A 17,262-nucleotide genomic window follows, 5' to 3' on the forward strand; every position below is an offset into this window, starting at 1 on the left:
TCATATTAAAATTATTAAGAGTCATTTTTTTTCACATATTAAGAAAAAAATGATAAAAATAATGAATTAAGTTATGTTATTATTGTTAATAAGTTAATTGAAATATTATTTAATTTTATTTAATTTTTTTTAATTATTAAATGATAATAACAATCAATTTCAATAAATTAAGTGAAGTTAGGAGGATAAGAAAGTCTTAATGAAAGATGCACTATATGTAAAGGATGATTTTTTTAAAAGCAATTTCTTTATGCAGAGATTTTATTTTGATACAGTTGTTGAAATTAGTATATGTTGTTGCATAAACAAAGGTAATGATATATTAAATAAATCATTTGATTTATGCAAATATTATGAGGAACTTCTTAGTAAAACTAAAAAAGGTAGTGATATTTACAATGTAAACAATAGTGGTATAGATGGCTTTGATGTTAATGATGAAACATTAAACATAATAAAAAGAAGTATATATTACAGTGAACTTTCTCATGGAAATTTCGATATTAGTATTCAGCCACTTTTAATGCTTTGGAATTTTAAAAATGAAAAGAATATTATTCCTAATCAAAAAGATATTGATGGACGTTTGAAATTGGTAAATTATAGAGATATGTTGGTTGATAGAAATCACATCAAGCTTAGAAAAAAAGGAATGTCAATAGACTTAGGAGGAATTGCTAAAGGATATATAGCAAATAAAATAAAAGAGTATTTAATTTCAGAGGGAATAAGTAGTGGAATAATAAACTTAGGCGGAAATGTATTGTGTATAGGTAAAAAAGATAATGGAGAAAATTTTAAAATTGGAATTCAGAAACCTTTTTCAGATAGAGGTGAGATATTGGGTGTTTTAGAAGTATGTGATAAATCCGTTGTTTCTTCAGGAATATATGAAAGATTTTTTGAAAAAGAAGACAAGATATATCATCATATAATAAATCCGAAAAATGGAAAACCTTTTGAAAGCGATTTAGTTCAAGTAACTATAATATCTGCCGATTCTATGGATGGTGATGCATTAAGTACAATAGCTCTATCACTTGGTGAAGAAGAAGGAATAAAACTTATAAATTCTATAGAGGGGATTGAAGGAATATTTATAAATAAGAATGGAAATATAAGATTTACTGAAAATTTTAAAGAAATATTCATGTTAAATTAAATAAGATAGTGAATTTGAAAATTTGAATTTTTCAGTGTAAGAATAGTTATTTGATTAAAAAGTAATATATTATTTTACATAAAACAATATAATTGATTTTCAAATTAAATTATATTGAATGGAAGGGGTAAAAATATGAATAGAAAAAATTTATCAATATTAATAACTACAGCCATACTAAGTTGTAGTATTGGGAGTTTTGTTATTAATTCACAAGAGGTTCAGGCGAAGGAGTTGAAAATTGAGCAAAATCAAGGGAATATAATACTTGAAAGTGAAGATTATAAAGCCTTATTAAAAAGTATAGATTATGCTAAAAGATTATCACAACCTAAAGATGCATATACAATATATACTAAGGGTTCGTTAGATAGATTAAAGAATGAATTAGAAAAGGCAATAAAAGTAGTTGATCAAAAGGACAATTTAACTAATAAGTTAGTTGAAACTACAAGAGATAATTTAGATTTAGCTATAGTTGAATTAATTAAGATAAAAGACATTAACACAGATTCAAGAAAATCAGAGACTAAACTTGATGAGAAAAAGCCTGAAGTAGAGAACAAAGATATAGTGGAAGATACGTTAAAAATGCTTAAAGAAACTAGGGAAATTTACTATAAATATAAGTATAAATTTGATAAAAATATAATAAATGAAGTTAAAAATCCTGTAGAAAATATATATTTATATGAGGAAGAAATTAAAAATCTTAATAATAATCCTGATAAATTAAAAGAGTATTGTGAAACAAATCCTAATATTGTTAAGTTAAGAGAAATAAATAAAAAGCTTAGAGAAGAGCGTAAAAAATATGATGAAAGTCATAAAGTTGACGAAAAGAAACCTGATAAAAGCAACCAAGAAAAACCAAGCAATCTTGAGGCAGGAAAATCAGAGACTAAACCTGATGAGAAAAAGCCTGAAGTAGAGAACAAAGATATAGTGGAAGATACATTAAAAATACCTGAAGTTCCAAATAAATATGATGATCAAATAGTTGAAAAAGAAATTAATAATAAAGTAGATATAGATAATTCAAAAATAAAACTCAATGAAAATAAACAAAAAGATCAAAGTAAAGTTGAATTAAATGAAAATAAAGAAAATAAGCAAAAAGTTCAAAATAAGGTAGAATCAAATGAAAATAAAATTAATGAACTAGTAAAGTTAAAAGAAGAAAATGATAAAAATAAAATAGAAGCTCCTAATAAAGTTATGAATAGTGAATTAGAAAAGAAAAATGTTAAAGAATTACCGAAAACAGGAGAGGCTAGTAGTTTACCGTATATAGGAGGATTTTTGATTTCTTTAGCAGCTTTATTAAAGTTAAATATGAAAAAATTTAAGAAGAATTAATTATTTATTTAGATAAAGTGTATTTAATTAATTTTGCTATATAAGCCAATTATTTTATTGATAATGAAAATTGATATTAAATGATAAAATGGATATCAACATAGTAATAATTTTAACTACTATGTTGATATTTACAGTATAAGTGTTGATTATACAAATTACTTTATATTAAGTATATCTTATTAAAAATAAACTTAATAAGATATATTAAGTTTTTTAAAGGAGTATTGTGATGAATAAAAAGTTAATTTTTTCAATAAGCACTATTGCATTAGGAGTAGCACTTTCAGGTTGTTCAGAAAAAGGTATTAGTGTACAAGAAAGTAAAGATGAAAAGCATAGCATTACTGCTAATTCAGTTGTTTTAAAAGATGGAATTTTTGAAGGTGAAGGAGAAGGATTTAATGGGAAAACTAAGGTATCTCTTGAAGTTCAAAATGGAATAATAAAAAAAATAGACATTTTAAGTTCAGATGATGATGAAAGTTATTTAAATGAAGCTACAAAGCTTATACCTACAATAATTGAAAAACAGAATTCAAATGTTGATTCAATAAGTGGAGCAACTTACAGTTCTAAGGGAATAATTTTAGCTGTGGAAAATGCATTGAAAAATGCTAAATAGGGGGAAAGTTTATGAAGAAAAAATCAAAAATAATTGCTGGTGGGATTCTTATTACAAGTGCAATTGGTACAACTAGTTTTGCAATAATTGATCCTTATAATATGCTTGGTAATAAAAAGGCGGATGTTCCAGAAAAAACTTTAAAACTTACAGAAAATACTGATAAAAATAAAGATGATATTGATAATAAAAAAGAAGAGGATAATATAAATTTAAATGGAATAAAAGATGGAATATATTTAGGGATTTCAAAAGGCTATGGTGGAGATATTAAAGTAAATGTTACTATAGAAAATGGTAAAATCAAAAATATTGAAGTTTTTTCTCATTCAGAAACGCCTAAATATTATGAAAATGGGAGCAAAGTTATTGCAAGTATATTAAAAGAAAATTCTACTAATGTAGATGCTATTTCAGGAGCAACTTTAACTTCTAATGGAATAAAAAATGCTGTTAAAGATGCATTATCTAAAGCTGGGTTTAATATAGAGGTAAATAACAAAGAAGTAAGCGTATCTAAAAATAGTAATAAAACTGGTGATTTAAAAACTAATAATATTACTCAAAATATTAAAAGTATAGATTTAAAAGAATATAAGCTTAAAGATGGAGAATATATAGGGGAAGCCATAGGTTTTAAAGGGAATGTTAAAGTAAAAGTTATAATAAGTGGCGGCAAATTAGCAGATGTTAAAGTAATTAGTCATAATGATGATTCAGAGTTTTTCAATAAAGCTAAAGTAGTAATTATTAAAATACTAAGAAATCAAGGAACTGTTGGAGTGGATACAGTTTCAGGAGCAACTTATTCAAGTAGAGGAATATTAAATGCTGTTAATTCAGCTTTAAATAAAGTAGCCAAAGAAAACAATGGTGTTTTTAATACAATAAAGATTTCTGAAAATAACAATACATCCCACAAAAATAATAATAAACAAATTAATATAAAAGATATTATTAAAGATGCATTAAATCAAAATAGTATTATGATAGATGAAACTCAAAATAGTAATACAAGCTTAGGAGAACATAAATTTAAAGACGGTGAATATATAGGACAAGCTAATGGATTTAATGGCAATGTGAAAGTAAAAGTTATAATAAAAAATGGTACATTAGTAAATATTGAAATAATTAATCACAATGATGATGAGGAGTTTTTCAATAATGCTAAAAGTTTAATATTTAAAATATTAAAAAATCAAGGTACTACTGGAATTGATACAGTTTCAGGAGCAACTTATTCAAGTAAGGGAATACTAAATTCAGTTAATGAGGCATTAAAAGAAGCAATTAAGAAAGATAATATTATTACTAATATAAATTCTTCTTCTAAAGATATGAGTGTATTAGAAAATAATAATTCAAAAGAAATTTTAGGTAATAATAAAAAGGAAAATACAGAATTATCTAAGGATAATAATGTGGAAAATGATTTGAATAATAAAGATATTAAGTATTTAGATGGTGAATACATAGGCATAGGAAAAGGATTTACAAGTAAGCCTATTAAATCAAAAGTAACATTTGAAAATAATAAAATAAAAAGTATACAGGTTGCAACAGAAGAATCTGAAGGTTACGGTGATGATTTACCTTTTAGAGATAAAGCTATAAAAATAGTTGATATTTTGAAAAATGATCCTGAAAAAACAATTAATGATGTATTACTTCTTGATGAAATAACCAACAAAATATTAAAATCAGACAATTATTATGAAACAGGAAAACAATTGATTGGAGATTACGCAGAAAAGCTTAAAGATGTATATAAAGATACTTTCAATGGACCAACAGTAAAAACTCATTCAATTGTAGTATCATATTTAAAAGAACATAAAAATGCCAGTGCTTTTGATGCTGTTTCAGGAGCTACATATAGTGCTAAAGGAATTGTAAAATCTGTAAAAGATGCTATGGATAAAGCAGCTAATGATTATAAAACAGGAAATATTGTTAATGACTTAAAGATAAAAACACCTAGTGAAAAAAATATATTTGTAGAATTTATTGATTCAGATAAAGATAAAAAATTAGATTTATCAAATTTAAAAGTAGTAATATCAACTCGTGATGGAAAAGAAAAAGAAATACCATATGATAAATTTAAAGAAAATGACATAGAAGTTTATGATAAAGAAACAGGAAAACCTATTTATCATGAAATGAATTTAAATATAGAAAATTTTAAGGGTATGGAAGCTGTGATTGAACATAAGAAATCTTTATATAAAGATAAATTTATAATAATTCCAAAGGTTGTTAATAAAAATTATATAACTGGAATTGAATATAGTACTGATAATGGAGCTACATGGAATAAAGTTTCTGATGTAGAAAAGATGAATGATAGTAATAATATTCATTTTAAGCAAGAAGTAAAAATTGCAAAAGAAGATCAGGAAAAAATATTATTTAGATTAGTATCAAAAAATGGAGATAAATACAAATTAGAATTAAAAGATAAAGTAGAAGGTCCTTATGGATATTATTATTTTAATCCAAGTAAAGAGGATAAAGCAAAGAATAAAAATATTCCAAGTGGATTTTATATAAGTTTTAAATTTACAGATACTTCTGATAATAATGTAGATAAAAATTTAGAGAAATTAAGTTATGCTAGAATATATTTAAATGAATCTGAAATATATAAAAGATATCAAGGTAAAATAAAAGTTGGTCAAAAAATTGATTGGACAGGGGCTAAGTTTAAATTTAAAGATATAGGACAAGATTCAATAAAAAATTTATTTACAGAAGATGAACTTAACAAACTTAAAAATAAAGAAGAGTTTAAAAGAAAAGGAACTATACTTTATGAAGATTTTGAAAAGTTGGGAATAGAAATATCACCAAAACAAGATACAGTAGTAACAGAAAATATGATTCCAAAAGATAAAAATTATACTGAGCTTAAAGTAGAATTAGAATATAAAGGAAAAAAATTAAAAGTTAGAGGTGGAGGAATTAATGGAGATGATGACTTTGCTGGAATATTTTTACAAAGATAAAAGGAATTAAATGAAATTATTTGGTTAAATTTGCAAAAGAGAAATAACTCTACATGCCTGTTTGTATTATTTTGAACGGTTTAAAAATATTTGTTAAAAGATAATTACTATATTTTAACTGCTCCCTTAAAAGTAGATGAGAAAAAACATTTGTTAAAATCTACTTTTAAGGGAGTTATTTTATCATAGTCAAAGAGTTAAAAGTCAACTTTGTGAAAGAAGACTGTATTAGAATTTGTGTAAAAATAAATTCTAATACAGTCTTTTTTGTTGTCCAAAGAGGTTTTTCACTAGCAACAAATATTAACTAAATTTTAAATTTTCTATTTTTTCTTTTTCGATATTATTTAAAATCTCAGTTAAATTATTTAAATCGTATTCCACTCCTAAATAAGTAAACTTAAAAATATTAGTTGATATATCATCTGAAAATTGGTCGTGAATATTTGATATTATTAAGTCATATGTATGTAAGTTTTTTTCAGAAAAAACTTCAGCTTTTGCATTAAACTTTTTTCTTAATAAATTATTGAAGTTTTTAAGTAGGATTTTAAGTGATAAATTTTCTGTTTTAGATAAGACTCCTATTTTTATGTTATATTTACTTTCCTCATCTATGTATGATAAATTTAATACTATTAGTAATTTGAAGTAATCAAAATCAAAATTATCTAATTTGAAAGATAAATTCATATTTTTAAATAAATCAATTAAAAAGTAATCTTTTAAAAAGCTTAAATGGCTATTCAAATAAAAATCTCTAGTATTTTGATCAATAGAATAAAATACACCTTTAAAATAAAATTGTTTATTGCAATAAGACAAAATATTACTTTTAATAGATTCATCAAATTCAAAATTTTTACTTAAGAATAAAGATTTCATTTTTAATAAAATAAAATTATGTAAATTAAAAGGAATAGTTGTATTTACCTCGTTTTCAAAGGATAAAATACCAAAACTTTTTAAAAAGCAAGTTGTTGAATATGCTAAATACTTTTTATAAAGTGGAAATTTTGAATAAAATAATTCAAGATTTTTAAAAGTTAAGTCATTTTTGAAACTATCTAAGTTTGACAAGAAAAATTTATCTGTAAAATTTTCTTTAGTAAATTTATTTCTGTGCTTGATAATAATTTTTGACCAAACATATATACTTAATTTTTGAGTGTAAGTAAAGTCTATAGACATGGAATCCTCTAAAAACTTAGCAAGATCTTTATCATTTGATTCATGTGAAATTTCTTTAATTACACAGCTATTTATAAATAAAGAATAATAAAAATAAGCAAATTGAAGAGGGCATCCTTTTAACTCAAATTTTTTTATTTTTAATCCAAAAGGATTTAATAATTTGTTGCATTGTTTAATTTTTCTATTAAGAGTTGATAAGCTTATATTTAAATGTTCACATAATTTAATGCTGCTTAAATTTTTATTGTAATAAATAATAGATAATAATTTATATTTTAATGAATTTTCTATGTATATGGAAACAAAGTTGTCTAAGTTAATATTATTAATATATTTTAGAAATATAGTTTCCTTATCTATATAAACATGAACATCATTATTAAGGTGTTTTAAAAACATTATATTAATATTTTTTATGTAAAGCTTTAGTGTTGGAAAAGAAATTTGTAGCTCATTGCAAAGTTTATATTTTGAAAATATACCGTTATTAATATAGAGCTTTTTCAAAATTTCAATTTCAACTTTTTCTGATGATTCTAATAAATCTTCTTTAAACATAGTAGTCTCCTTTTCTAAAATATAGATTTAAAATATACAAGGGGATATGATTTTATTATCTATTCCTAGAAATTTTGTATGTTTAATAATATTATTACTTATGTCTAATAGTAGGAAGAAAAAAAGCAATTAATATAAATCAAAATTGAAGTTTAATATGTTTTTACATTTATAAATTTTAAATTAATAGTGAAATCAGAAAGTTAAGCTAGCTATATTTTCTACAACTCTTTATTTATTATCTTATAATTGATAATGTTTTTCAACTAGTATTTTAAAAAAAGTTATACATAAATAAATTTTGAAAATAAAAATCAATTATTATTTGAAATATTTATCAAAAATTAATTGGATTTTAGTAATCAATTTTTATGTTTTTAAATTTTATTAATATGTTAAAAATATATTTGCAAAAAATTAATTTTACAAATAATGCTAGACTTATGCAATAAAAGTAAGTTATTATTTTCTTTAGATTATTTAGTTATATTTAGATAAAGATAGAAAGGAGATTATTATGTCAAATATTATTCTAAATAACAATGATATAAATAAATTTGTTGAAGAGAATATTAAATTTATATTAAATACAATCTCTAATTTGACTGGAAGATATGTGTCGATTGAAAATGATGAAGAATTTAGCTTGGGAATATTAGCTTTTGTTGAGGCTGTGGAAAAATATAATTCTCAAAAAGGAAACTTCCATTCATTTGCTAAGTTAGTAATAGAGAGTAGAATAAAGAATTATTTAAATAAGGAAAAAAAATATAGGGAAGTAGTTTCCATCGAATATTTAAATGATTTAGGAATAGATATAACAAATATAGTACATAATCCAATAGAAAATAAAGATGAACTTATTGAAGAAATACATAAATTTAAAAAAGAAATATTTTTATTTAAAATTACACTTGATGATTTAGTAAATAGTTCTCCAAAACATAGTGATACAAGAACATTTTCTATAAATCTTTCAGAGCAAGTTAGCAATGATTCAGAAGTAACTACATTTATGTATGAAAAGAGAAGATTGCCTGTAAAAAAAATTTCATTAAAATATATAGTTACAGAAAGAATTTTGAAGAGAAATAAATTATTTATAATATCAGTTATAGTAATTTTCTTTAAAAAATATAGGAATATAATTCTTTGGATAAAAAAATAAGGGGGAATGACTTTGTATTATAAAGGAATAGTTATTGATATACATGATAAGTATATAATAGTTATGGATGAGAGTGGAGAAATGCTAAAAATAAGAAAAAAAGTAAATATAAGTATTGGACAAGCGATTTTATTTGTAGATGATGATATAATAGTTGATAAAAAAATAAATAAAATTATAAAAATATGGACTGTTCCGATAGTTACTGCAGCATTAATATTTATTAGTATTATTTCTGGAATTATAAATGTTAATAATAAAAATATACCATATGCCTTATTAACATTTGATATTAATCCAAGTTTTTCAATTGAGGTTAATAAAGATAATACTGTAATTAATGTAGTGGCATTAAATGATGATGCAAAGAGTTTAGATATTGATAAAATAAAAAATAAATCTTTAGATGAGGCACTTAAATTAGTTAAAACGAGTTTAAAAGAGAATAAAAAGTTTGAAGATAAAAACTCAATTATAGTTGGATTCTCGTTTTTAGAAAGAAATAAAAATATTGAATTTGAGGATAATGTTAAAACAATAATAAATGAAAACTTCAATGATTTTAAAATTGTTTATATCCAAGGTGATGAAGGAGATAGTGATGATGCTAAGAAGGTTGGTATTAGTCTAGGAAAATATGCTATTAATAAAAAATTAAATAACAGGTTTTCAGAGAAAGAGATGAAAAATATTACTGTAGATGAGCTTATTGATATATTGAATAAAGAAAATATCAATTTGAAAGATGATGATATAGATGATGAAGTGGATAATGATGATGAAATAGATCGCGATGACAAAGTGGATAATGATGATGAAATAGATCACGATGATGAAGTAGATAATGATGATGAAATAGATAACGATGATTATTATAATAAGAAAAAAGAATATGATAAGAAAAGTAAAATTGAAAATAGTAATTTAAATGATGACATGTATGAAAATAATAAGGATAAAAATGAACAAGATGATGAAAAAGAACAACAAAAAGATAGTGATGATGAAGATTCTAGTTATGATTTAAATGATTCATATGATGATTAGATAAAGGTAGAAATAATTTTAAAATAGGCAGTATTGAAATATTATAGAAAAATATTTTGATATATGCCTTTTTTTAAAAAAAAGGTACACAAATTTAAAAATGATTTTGTATTAATTAATGAGAAAGGAGGGAGAAGATGTTATCAGTATCTAGAAAAGAAGTGAAGTTTTTAGTTTCAAGTACAGATAGAGTTTATTTATTAAATTCTTTAAGTAAAATATTAGTTCCAGATAAGTATGGGGATTATAATGGATATAAAACAAGAAGTATATATTTTGATAGTATAGATAATGAAGATTTTATGGAAAAGCAAATAAAAACTGAAAAAAGAAAGCGTATAAGAGTAAGAATTTATAATGAAGAGGATAAGTTTGCTAAATTTGAAATTAAACGAAAGCATCTTGAAAGAGAATTAAAGGAGAGTATAACAATTACTAAAGAGGATGCAATTAGGTTGATAAATAGAGAATACTCTGTCTTATTAAAATATAAAGACAATCCTTTATATGAATATGCTTTTAATTTAATGAAAAGTAAATTGTATAGACCGGTTTCTATGGTTGAGTATGATAGAAGAGCTTTTACACATGAATTTTTCAATACTAGAGTTACATTAGATAATAATCTAAGATTTACTAATTTTAATTATGATTTATTTAATAAAAATATAAACTTCCAAAAAGGATTACCAGGAGATAAAAGTATTTTAGAAGTTAAATACGACAGATTTTTATTTCAACAATTACAAGATATATTGTCTAAATGTAATTTTGTTGGGAAACCACCAAGTAAATTTGGTACTTCAAGACAATTATTAAATACATATTATTATTAATTAATATAAAGGAATTTAGGAGGAACATAATAATGAGTCAAATTTTAAATGGAAATTTCAATATAAATGATTTGAATTTATTAATTCAACATGCAAAAAGCCCAAATGTAATTTTAAAAACTATTTTTATATCTTTAATATTTTCAACAATTATTTATTTTACATATAAAGTTTCATATGATACTTTAAACTACAATAAAAAATTTAATACTACTCTTATAATGATAACATTTATTACAACTGTACTTATGGATTTAGTTCAAATAAATTTAGCTGTTTCATTAGGTATGTTAGGATCATTATCTTTAGTAAGATTTAGAACAAATGTAAAAGATACAAGAGATATAGGCTTTATATTTTGGAGTATATTTGCTGGACTATCATCAGCTACAGGAGCTATATTCTTATGCTCAGTAAGTTCAATAATACTTTGTATTTTAATGATTACTTCAAGTAAGCTTAGATTAAAGGATAATAAATTATTACTTGTTATAAGAGGGCAAAATGTAAATTTAAATAATATCGAAGAGATATTTTCAAAAGAGAAAATAAAAACTAATATTAAAGCTAAAAATATATTAAGTGATTCATTTGAATTAGTTTATGAAATAAATACATCAAAATCAAAAGAAAATTTATTAATAGATAATCTTATAAACTTCAAAGGAATAGACAGTGTAAATCTATTAGTTCCAAATACCGAAGTTGCTTAAATTTTATCAATAAGTTTATTTAAATTTAGTTAAAAATTATTTAGGCTGCATTCAAAGCTTTAAATTCTATCTAATTAGGGATTTTATAATAAGGAGCGGAATGTAGCCTTTTATTATTATAATAACTATATATATAAAGATTACTTTTCTACTATTTTAATGCCGTTCATATATGTCTTTATAAAATTTATATTTTTATATAAAATGAAATTAGTGAAATGGCTATTTAGTAAATATGAAATTTGCTAATGTATAAAACAACTATGAAATATTAATATTGTATGAATAAGAATTGTGGTGTAATATAATACTATAATGTAAAATTTAGCCTTAAAAGTTATTTGTTTCAGTTAATTTTAGTATATTTAAAGAAATTTTTAAATTTAAAAAATAATTTTAGAACTCTTTGATAAAACTTTATTAATAATTACTTAGTAGATTTGATTTACATTAAATAATATTAGAAAAGAGGATAATAAAATGAAAAATATTGATTCTTATAAAAGTAATAAAGAAGCTAGAAATAATTCTATTAAAGAAGATTCTAAAGTTTTTGCAGATGAAATGAGAAAATTACAAGAACAAGAGGATCAAAAGAATAGAGAAGAAGGTATAAAAGAAACTTCTGAAAAGCTAGCTGATTATATGAGAGAACTAGAGGAAAGATAATTTTTAAAATTAAGGTGATAATTATTAAGGAGTTTTAGGGATAAAAATTAAAAAATGGGGTGAAATATTAGTGGCTTTAGAAAATTCTAATGAGTTAATTATAAAAATAAGAGATTTGGAGATGAATTTTGGAACAAAAGAGGTTTTAAAAGGAATAAATTTAGATATACACAAAGGAGAAATAATAGGTTATATTGGAACAAATGGTGCCGGAAAAAGTACCACAGTAAAAATAATGTTAGGGCTTATAGGTGGTTATACAGGAACAGTTGAAATTTTTGGAGAAAATATTCTAAAAAGTGATGGAAGTTATAAAAGGAAGATAGGGTATGTTCCAGAAATGGCAGATATATATGATACTTTAACTGCTAAGGAATATTTAACTTTTATGGGACAATTATATGGTATGGAGTATAAAGATGTTTTATATAAAAGTAAGCAGCTTATGAAGATATTAGGCATAGAAGATGTTTATAATTCAAGAATTTCAAGTTTTTCAAAGGGAATGAGACAAAAAGTTCTTTTAATATCAAGTCTTATACATAATCCAGATATATTATTTTTAGATGAACCTTTAAATGGATTAGATGCAAATAGTGTTATGGTTATAAAGGAAATCTTATCTGAGTTAGCTAGAAGTGGGAAAACAATATTTTATTCATCACATATAATTGATGTTGTTGAGAAAATAAGTCACAGAATAATTCTTTTAAATAATGGAGTTGTTGTTGCTGATGGTAGTTTTGAAGAACTTAAGAAAAATTCTAATGAAGAATCCTTAGAAGAAATATTCAATGACTTAACTGGATTTAATAATCATAAAAGATTAGCAGAGGAATTTACTGCACTTATAAAGGAGTGTAGTTTATGAAAAAGGATAAATCTTTAACTGTAGTTAATAGATTAAGAGGATTTTATGAAAAGCTTGGTGTTGATTATGAAATGATGAGATTAATATTAGAGACCAAGCTAACAATGGATAAAAGAAGAGAAACTACAATAAACATGAATAATAAAAATAGTGATGATAAAGATAATAATTTTGGTAAGGCATTAGTTCTTTATGGAGTAATGGGAGCATTTATGTCTATGACTATAATTGTTAAATATAATATAATGCTTCAAATGTCCGTTTATTTTGGTTTTTTTATGTTTGTAATAGGTAGTAGTTTTATAGCAGATTTTGCTTATGTTCTTTTAGATGTTAGGGATAAAAATTTACTAGGAATTACAGGTGTAAGTTCTAAAACTATAAATGCAGCTAAGATTACTAATATTTTGATTTATATGACAAAGTTAAGCTTAGCTTATGGAGGTGTTGGAATAATTGTTTCTTTAAGGTATGGTATATTGTTTACTATTGTCTTTGTATTTGAGATTATACTTATTAATTTATTTATGATACTTATAACTGCATTTATTTATTATTTAGTTCTTAAGTTTTTTAATGGAGAAAAACTTAAAGATATAATAAATGTAGTTCAAATATTTCTTACTGTTGGGATAATGGTTATGTATCAAATTGTAGGAAGAATATTTGACATTATGGATATAGGTAGTAGATTTGCAATAACAAGTTGGTGGCAAGGATTTATAGTTCCTTTATGGTTTGCTGCACCTCTTGAAATAATAGAAAGTGGAGTAGTAGATAAAACATTAATAATATTTACAGGATTAGCAATTTTAGCACCAATATTATCAATATTTATTTATTTTAAAATATCTAAAAAGTTTGAAGATTATATTCAAAAGTTAAATGATAATACTTATAAGGGTAAAGATAAAATTCCATTTTCATTTAGAGTTGGAAATTTGGTATGTAGAAGTAATACTGAGAAAAGCTTCTTTAATTTTACTGTAAATATAATAAAAAGTGAGAGAAACTTTAAGTTAAAAACATATCCTAATATAGCTATGTCCTTAGTTTTTCCTTTCATATTTTTATTTAATTTTATTAAAAGTTATGAAAGTTTTGTAGATTGGAAAAACCATATGGCTAATTCAAATCAATTTTTCACGTTGTATATATGTATACTTATGTTGACTCCTGTAATTCTTATGGCTAAATATTCAGAACAGTTTAAAGCTTCTTGGATTTATAAATCTGTTCCTATAGATGATATGGCTTCAATATTTAAAGGAGTATATAAGGGTGTATTTTATAAAATGATTCTGCCTGTATATATAATATTATCTTTAGTATATTTATGGGTATTTAGTTTAAGAATTATTCCGCAAATTATAGCTATATTCTTTGTAATAATTATTCTAAACCTAATAACAGTTAAGTTAATGGATAAACATCTTCCATTTTCAGTGAGTTTTAAAGATGGTGAAAAAATGGATGATTTAGGAATAATCTTACTTATTTTTATTCTAAGCGGAATACTAGGGTTAGCTCATTATATGATTAACAAACTTACTTATGGAGTATATATTTTTATTTTTATAGAGTTGATATTAATATGGATTTTATGGACCATAATAAGTAAGAGTAAATATCATAAAATTAATTAAAATAAAAACAAGCTAAAATTTAAAAAAATTAATTATAATTTTATGTATAAAGTTACAATTAAAAATCTTAACCTTATTTTAATAGAAGGTTAAGATTTTTATTTATATATTTAAGTTTTAAGATATTTAAATATTAGGTAAGAAAATATCTTCACCTAATGGAAGAATATCATTGTTGAATGGGTTTATATCCATAAGAAAATCTATAACTACCTCATGATTATAATTAGGATAGTATTTTCTAGCTATACTATACCAAGTATCTCCTTCTTTTACAGAGTGTTTTTTTCCATTTTGAAAAGCGTTAACAGGAACTAATACTGTATCCCCTGATTCTAGAGATGAAGTATTGTTTATTTGATTGAGAGATTTTATAATGTTCAAACTAGAATTAACAGTACAAGTTTCCTTAAATTTTTTAGCAACATCACTTAATTTTTCATTCTCTTTAAGAGTATATTTTTCTGTTTCTAAATCTTTCAAGTAAGAAGAGTAACTTATTGTATTTTTACTTTCTGATTTAGTTTCAGATTTGTTTTTTTTAGAATTATTATTTAATGTTTCTTTTGAGTTGGTATTTTTATCAGAAGTATTTTTTTTGTCTTCATTGGTAGAATCATTTGACTTTTCATTAGTAGATTTATTATTTGAATTATTAGAAGTTTTTTCTGATTTATTTCCATCATTAGTATTTTTCTTTTTATCATCCTTTTTATCAGGTTCTTTTAGTCTTTCGCTTAAATCATTTTGTGAATTTTTATCTTTATTATCAGAGGAGGTATTTTCCTTAACAGAAACCTCTTGAGAAACTGATTTTGATTTAATTAATGTAGAAACAGTTGAATATGTAAAATAACCTAATAAAGTTACACATATAAATGATCCTACAAGTATAAAAATATTTTTTTTATTCATTTAATAGCCCTCCTAATATGAATTTATACTGAGATTATTGACAACTATAATAAAAATATACATAAAAAAGAATCTTAAGAAAAATATTAAATATTGTTTCTAAGATTCTTTAGTAATCAATAAATTTAATAAGGATATAAATATTATATTTAAAATTTTAACTTTTATTATGTATAAAATTAATTATTTTTTAGAAAAGCTTGATTTAGGATAAAATTATAATTATAATGTAACCGTATTTAGATATTAGTTTATATATGTATAGATTTAGTTATATAATTTATTTTTAGTCTTCCAGGTCGGTTAAAGGAAGACTATTTTTTTATATCTTTTCTTAAAACTCTATAAGTATTTTAAAAAGTTGTCTTAAATTTATTAAGTTTAATATTTCAAGATTATTAAGTTTTTCTAAATTATAAGGATTAAATTTTTTACTAATAATATGTTATATCTTTCTTATATAATTTATATTATTATCAAAGTAGTTTAATTTTATAATATTTACAATAAGTATTGAAAATAGAGTAGTGGTATTAAGAGGTAAATTCTATTATGAGTAATATTGCGAATATAAATATAATTAAAATAAAAAAGACAAATACCAATTGTATTTGTCTTTTTTAATCACATTCAATAATACGTAAATAACACAAAAGTGCATTAAAAATGAAAAAATAATTGCTTTTATCGATAATTAATTAAGAAAAGAGGGTATTATCGATAAAACCTTTACAATTATTATAATACATTGTTTTTTAAAATGCAAGAAAATGTTTTCAAAAATAGAAACTTTTTAGCAATAAATTTAAAAAGATAATTTGGTATTATTATTTATATATGAATATAATTGAGATAAATTACGAAGTTTTAATAATTATAATTTAGAAGATTTATTCTTAGAAATTAGATTATCTTTTGTTTGTGTTATTTTCAGATTTAGGCATAATAATAATGGATAGCTTTTATCTTTTATTAGGATATTTTGCATATGATAATAAATTATTTATAGAAAAAGTTTTAAGGCATTATTCAATAGCATTAATAATTATAGTAGTAACAGCTATTTTTCCATATTAAATTTATAGAAATATAAATTTAAATAAACTTAAAAAAGAGAATTGAGTTTTATTGACAAGTTTTTTTAAAAAGAGTATATTAAAAATAACACAATGTAGTGTTTAGAGAGCAAAGAAGCTCCATAGGGAATTCCTATGGAGCTTCTTATTTTTTTATAAGTATATTTTTAAAAATATCTGATTTTTTATTTATAATTAAAAATTCATCTTAATTATATCAAATATAAATAATTAATTGGAAATCATAAATAATTTAAAAAATATACTTATAAACAAGCTCTTACGAATAATTAATAAGAAGAGGGGAGCTAAAAAATGAAGAGGTTTAAGATTAAGACAGAAATTCTTTTTGGAGAAGGAGCCTTAGATTACTTAAAGGAACTTAAGAACAAAAAAGTTTTTATAGTAACAG

13 protein-coding genes are annotated in these 17,262 nt (G+C 22.6%); 11 read left to right on the forward strand and 2 right to left on the reverse strand.

Going from position 1 to position 17,262, the window contains the following annotated elements:
- The first annotated feature begins 199 nt into the window (after positions 1 to 199).
- From Q1J60_RS01165 to Q1J60_RS01180, 4 genes are all read left to right on the forward strand, one after another.
- Positions 200 to 1,162 (forward strand): FAD:protein FMN transferase, encoded by a 963-nt coding sequence (locus Q1J60_RS01165; protein WP_300257373.1) that lies wholly within the window; start codon positions 200 to 202, stop codon positions 1,160 to 1,162.
- A gap of 135 nt (positions 1,163 to 1,297) precedes the next feature.
- Positions 1,298 to 2,521 carry an LPXTG cell wall anchor domain-containing protein gene (locus tag Q1J60_RS01170; RefSeq protein WP_300257375.1) on the forward strand — a complete coding sequence of 408 codons (1,224 nt, stop codon included), beginning with the start codon at positions 1,298 to 1,300 and terminating at the stop codon, positions 2,519 to 2,521.
- Positions 2,522 to 2,753: 232 nt separating this feature from the next.
- A complete protein-coding gene (locus tag Q1J60_RS01175; RefSeq protein WP_300257378.1) occupies positions 2,754 to 3,146 on the forward strand; it encodes an FMN-binding protein in 393 nt (130 codons plus the stop codon).
- A gap of 11 nt (positions 3,147 to 3,157) precedes the next feature.
- Entirely contained in the window at positions 3,158 to 6,157 is a 3,000-nt protein-coding gene (locus tag Q1J60_RS01180) for an FMN-binding protein (RefSeq protein ID WP_300257381.1), read from the forward strand.
- A gap of 303 nt (positions 6,158 to 6,460) precedes the next feature.
- On the opposite strand, the gene Q1J60_RS01185 is transcribed toward Q1J60_RS01180, so the two are convergent.
- Positions 6,461 to 7,909: an AcpB/EbpR/MafR family transcriptional regulator gene (locus tag Q1J60_RS01185; RefSeq protein ID WP_300257383.1), complete on the reverse strand. Its 1,449-nt coding sequence runs from the start codon at positions 7,907 to 7,909 to the stop codon at positions 6,461 to 6,463.
- A gap of 517 nt (positions 7,910 to 8,426) precedes the next feature.
- On the opposite strand from Q1J60_RS01185, the gene Q1J60_RS01190 reads away from it, so the two are divergent.
- The 7 genes from Q1J60_RS01190 (at position 8,427) to Q1J60_RS01220 (ending at position 14,859) form a co-directional block, all read left to right on the forward strand.
- Positions 8,427 to 9,077 (forward strand): sigma factor, encoded by a 651-nt coding sequence (locus Q1J60_RS01190; protein ID WP_300257385.1) that lies wholly within the window; start codon positions 8,427 to 8,429, stop codon positions 9,075 to 9,077.
- Between the two features lie 6 nt (positions 9,078 to 9,083).
- Entirely contained in the window at positions 9,084 to 10,124 is a 1,041-nt protein-coding gene (locus Q1J60_RS01195; protein WP_300257387.1) for an anti-sigma-I factor RsgI family protein, read from the forward strand.
- Positions 10,125 to 10,261: 137 nt separating this feature from the next.
- The gene (locus Q1J60_RS01200) at positions 10,262 to 10,960 is read left to right on the forward strand and encodes a polyphosphate polymerase domain-containing protein (RefSeq protein WP_300257390.1); all 699 of its coding nucleotides are present in this window, start codon (positions 10,262 to 10,264) and stop codon (positions 10,958 to 10,960) included.
- A 32-nt stretch (positions 10,961 to 10,992) separates the two neighbouring features.
- Positions 10,993 to 11,673 carry a DUF4956 domain-containing protein gene (locus tag Q1J60_RS01205; RefSeq protein ID WP_300257392.1) on the forward strand — a complete coding sequence of 227 codons (681 nt, stop codon included), beginning with the start codon at positions 10,993 to 10,995 and terminating at the stop codon, positions 11,671 to 11,673.
- A 480-nt stretch (positions 11,674 to 12,153) separates the two neighbouring features.
- Entirely contained in the window at positions 12,154 to 12,342 is a 189-nt protein-coding gene (locus tag Q1J60_RS01210; protein ID WP_300257395.1) for a hypothetical protein, read from the forward strand.
- Positions 12,343 to 12,412: 70 nt separating this feature from the next.
- A complete protein-coding gene (locus Q1J60_RS01215) occupies positions 12,413 to 13,213 on the forward strand; it encodes an ABC transporter ATP-binding protein (protein ID WP_300257397.1) in 801 nt (266 codons plus the stop codon).
- Positions 13,210 to 14,859: an MFS transporter gene (locus tag Q1J60_RS01220; RefSeq protein WP_300257400.1), complete on the forward strand. Its 1,650-nt coding sequence runs from the start codon at positions 13,210 to 13,212 to the stop codon at positions 14,857 to 14,859. Before Q1J60_RS01215 ends, Q1J60_RS01220 begins: the two co-directional genes overlap by 4 nt.
- Positions 14,860 to 14,985: 126 nt before the next feature.
- Here the strand turns inward: Q1J60_RS01220 and Q1J60_RS01225 are convergent, their stop codons facing one another.
- Positions 14,986 to 15,774, reverse strand: a complete 789-nt coding sequence (locus Q1J60_RS01225; protein ID WP_300257403.1) for a LysM peptidoglycan-binding domain-containing protein — start codon at positions 15,772 to 15,774, stop codon at positions 14,986 to 14,988.
- Between the last annotated feature and the right edge of the window lie 1,488 nt (positions 15,775 to 17,262).

This window comes from Clostridium sp., from assembly GCF_029258205.1.
In the GTDB taxonomy this organism is placed as follows: Bacteria; Bacillota; Clostridia; order Clostridiales; family Clostridiaceae; genus Sarcina.

Coding starts and splice junctions, on each gene's coding strand:
- Q1J60_RS01220 (WP_300257400.1), top strand. CDS start 13,210: ATGAAAAAGGATAAATCTTTAACTGTAGTTAATAGATTAAGAGGATTT.
- Q1J60_RS01165 (WP_300257373.1), top strand. CDS start 200: ATGAAAGATGCACTATATGTAAAGGATGATTTTTTTAAAAGCAATTTC.
- Q1J60_RS01190 (WP_300257385.1), top strand. CDS start 8,427: ATGTCAAATATTATTCTAAATAACAATGATATAAATAAATTTGTTGAA.
- Q1J60_RS01205 (WP_300257392.1), top strand. CDS start 10,993: ATGAGTCAAATTTTAAATGGAAATTTCAATATAAATGATTTGAATTTA.
- Q1J60_RS01225 (WP_300257403.1), bottom strand. CDS start 15,774: ATGAATAAAAAAAATATTTTTATACTTGTAGGATCATTTATATGTGTA.
- Q1J60_RS01175 (WP_300257378.1), top strand. CDS start 2,754: ATGAATAAAAAGTTAATTTTTTCAATAAGCACTATTGCATTAGGAGTA.
- Q1J60_RS01185 (WP_300257383.1), bottom strand. CDS start 7,909: ATGTTTAAAGAAGATTTATTAGAATCATCAGAAAAAGTTGAAATTGAA.
- Q1J60_RS01180 (WP_300257381.1), top strand. CDS start 3,158: ATGAAGAAAAAATCAAAAATAATTGCTGGTGGGATTCTTATTACAAGT.
- Q1J60_RS01200 (WP_300257390.1), top strand. CDS start 10,262: ATGTTATCAGTATCTAGAAAAGAAGTGAAGTTTTTAGTTTCAAGTACA.
- Q1J60_RS01195 (WP_300257387.1), top strand. CDS start 9,084: ATGACTTTGTATTATAAAGGAATAGTTATTGATATACATGATAAGTAT.
- Q1J60_RS01210 (WP_300257395.1), top strand. CDS start 12,154: ATGAAAAATATTGATTCTTATAAAAGTAATAAAGAAGCTAGAAATAAT.
- Q1J60_RS01170 (WP_300257375.1), top strand. CDS start 1,298: ATGAATAGAAAAAATTTATCAATATTAATAACTACAGCCATACTAAGT.